Origin of the sequence: Streptococcus moroccensis, from assembly GCF_030812835.1 — a bacterium.
Taxonomy (GTDB): domain Bacteria; phylum Bacillota; class Bacilli; order Lactobacillales; family Streptococcaceae; genus Streptococcus; species Streptococcus moroccensis.
The window spans coordinates 1-2500 of sequence record NZ_JAUSTM010000047.1 but is presented as its reverse complement, the minus strand read 5'-3'; the positions used below and the strand labels follow the sequence as shown (position 1 = coordinate 2500).

Here is a 2500-nt window from a genome sequence, read left to right as displayed (position 1 = left end):
CAGTGAAGTCAGACCGGAAGGACTGGTGGAGCGCTTAGAAGTGAGAATGCCGGTATGAGTAGCGAAAGACGGGTGAGAATCCCGTCCACCGAATGCCTAAGGTTTCCTGAGGAAGGCTCGTCCGCTCAGGGTTAGTCAGGACCTAAGCCGAGGCCGACAGGCGTAGGCGATGGACAACAGGTTGATATTCCTGTACCACCTCTTTATCGTTTGAGCAATGGAGGGACGCAGAAGGATAGAAGAAGCGTGCGATTGGTTGTGCACGTCCAAGCAGTTAGGCTGATAAGTAGGCAAATCCGCTTATCGTGAAGGCTGAGCTGTGATGGGGAAGCTCCTTATGGAGCGAAGTCTTTGATTCCCCGCTGCCAAGAAAAGCTTCTAGCGAGATAAAAGGTGCCTGTACCGCAAACCGACACAGGTAGGCGAGGAGAGAATCCTAAGGTGTGCGAGAGAACTCTGGTTAAGGAACTCGGCAAAATGACCCCGTAACTTCGGGAGAAGGGGTGCTTTCTTAACGGAAAGCCGCAGTGAATAGGCCCAAGCGACTGTTTAGCAAAAACACAGCTCTCTGCGAAGCCGTAAGGCGAAGTATAGGGGGTGACACCTGCCCGGTGCTGGAAGGTTAAGGAGAGGGGTTAGCGTAAGCGAAGCTCTGAACTGAAGCCCCAGTAAACGGCGGCCGTAACTATAACGGTCCTAAGGTAGCGAAATTCCTTGTCGGGTAAGTTCCGACCCGCACGAAAGGTGTAACGATTTGGGCACTGTCTCAACCAGAGACTCGGTGAAATTATAGTACCTGTGAAGATGCAGGTTACCCGCGACAGGACGGAAAGACCCCGTGGAGCTTTACTGTAGCCTGATATTGAATTTTGGTACATTTTGTACAGGATAGGCGGGAGCCATTGAAACCGGAGCGCTAGCTTCGGTGGAGGCGCTGGTGGGATACCGCCCTGAATGTATTGAAATTCTAACCTACGGGTCTTATCGACCCGGGAGACAGTGTCAGGTGGGCAGTTTGACTGGGGCGGTCGCCTCCTAAAGTGTAACGGAGGCGCCCAAAGGTTCCCTCAGAATGGTTGGAAATCATTCGTAGAGTGCAAAGGCATAAGGGAGCTTGACTGCGAGACCTACAAGTCGAGCAGGGACGAAAGTCGGGCTTAGTGATCCGGTGGTTCCGCATGGAAGGGCCATCGCTCAACGGATAAAAGCTACCCCGGGGATAACAGGCTTATCTCCCCCAAGAGTCCACATCGACGGGGAGGTTTGGCACCTCGATGTCGGCTCATCGCATCCTGGGGCTGTAGTCGGTCCCAAGGGTTGGGCTGTTCGCCCATTAAAGCGGTACGCGAGCTGGGTTCAGAACGTCGTGAGACAGTTCGGTCCCTATCCGTCGTGGGCGTAGGAAATTTGAGAGGAGCTGTCCTTAGTACGAGAGGACCGGGATGGACGCACCGCTGGTGTACCAGTTGTTCTGCCAAGGGCATAGCTGGGTAGCTATGTGCGGAAGGGATAAGTGCTGAAAGCATCTAAGCATGAAGCCCCCCTCAAGATGAGATTTCCCATAGCGTAAGCTAGTAAGATCCCTGAAAGATGATCAGGTTGATAGGTTCGAGGTGGAAGCATGGTGACATGTGGAGCTGACGAATACTAATAGATCGAGGACTTAACCATATAATATGTAGCAAATGTTATCTAGTTTTGAAGGAATATATATTAAAATTCCTTTTGACATTCTGAAAAGAATGTGTATAATGATAAAAGTCTGGTAATGATGGCAGAGAGGTCACACCCGTTCCCATACCGAACACGGAAGTTAAGCTCTCTAGCGCCGATGGTAGTTGGGACCTTGTCCCTGTGAGAGTAGGACGTTGCCAGGCTTGTATTATTCCGCAGTAGCTCAGCGGTAGAGCTATCGGCTGTTAACCGATCGGTCGTAGGTTCGATTCCTACCTGCGGAGCCATTATGCTTCCATAGCTCAGCTGGTAGAGTACTTCCATGGTAAGGAAGAGGTCACCGGTTCAAGCCCGGTTGGAAGCTTGGAAAAAGTTTTAAATTTTTGGCCCGTTGGTCAAGTGGTTAAGACACCGCCCTTTCACGGCGGTAACACGGGTTCGAATCCCGTACGGGTCACCACTTTGGAGGATTAGCTCAGCTGGGAGAGCACCTGCCTTACAAGCAGGGGGTCGGCGGTTCGATCCCGTCATCCTCCACCATATATATTTTAAATGTCGGAGGGGTAGCGAAGTGGCTAAACGCGGCGGACTGTAAATCCGCTCCTTCGGGTTCGGCAGTTCGAATCTGCCCCCCTCCACCATTTTCTTTAAAATAACCTGAGAGGGTTTATTTTTTTGAAAAGATAACCATACTAGTAAATATTAATGGGCTATAGCCAAGCGGTAAGGCAACGGACTTTGACTCCGTCATGCGCTGGTTCGAATCCAGCTAGCCCAGCCATTTACGAGCCATTAGCTCAGTTGGTAGAGCATCTGACTTTTAATC

At 51.2% G+C, this 2500-nt stretch carries 6 tRNA genes and 2 rRNA genes (1 of these 8 cut by a window edge); all 8 read left to right on the top strand.

Features of this window, described 5'->3' with window-relative positions:
- Window positions 1–1671, top strand: a 23S ribosomal RNA gene (locus J2S23_RS11140) (it extends 1251 nt beyond the left edge of the window).
- A 90-nt stretch (window positions 1672–1761) separates the two neighbouring features.
- A 5S ribosomal RNA gene (gene rrf, locus J2S23_RS11135) occupies window positions 1762–1877 on the top strand.
- Window positions 1878–1886: 9 nt separating this feature from the next.
- Window positions 1887–1961, top strand: a tRNA-Asn gene (locus J2S23_RS11130).
- A 4-nt stretch (window positions 1962–1965) separates the two neighbouring features.
- A tRNA-Thr gene (locus J2S23_RS11125) sits at window positions 1966–2038 on the top strand.
- A 21-nt stretch (window positions 2039–2059) separates the two neighbouring features.
- Window positions 2060–2134, top strand: a tRNA-Glu gene (locus tag J2S23_RS11120).
- A gap of 4 nt (window positions 2135–2138) precedes the next feature.
- Window positions 2139–2214, top strand: a tRNA-Val gene (locus J2S23_RS11115).
- Between the two features lie 17 nt (window positions 2215–2231).
- A tRNA-Tyr gene (locus tag J2S23_RS11110) sits at window positions 2232–2315 on the top strand.
- 65 nt (window positions 2316–2380) lie between these two features.
- Window positions 2381–2455: transfer RNA gene (locus J2S23_RS11105), tRNA-Gln, on the top strand.
- Window positions 2456–2500: the final 45 nt, after the last annotated feature.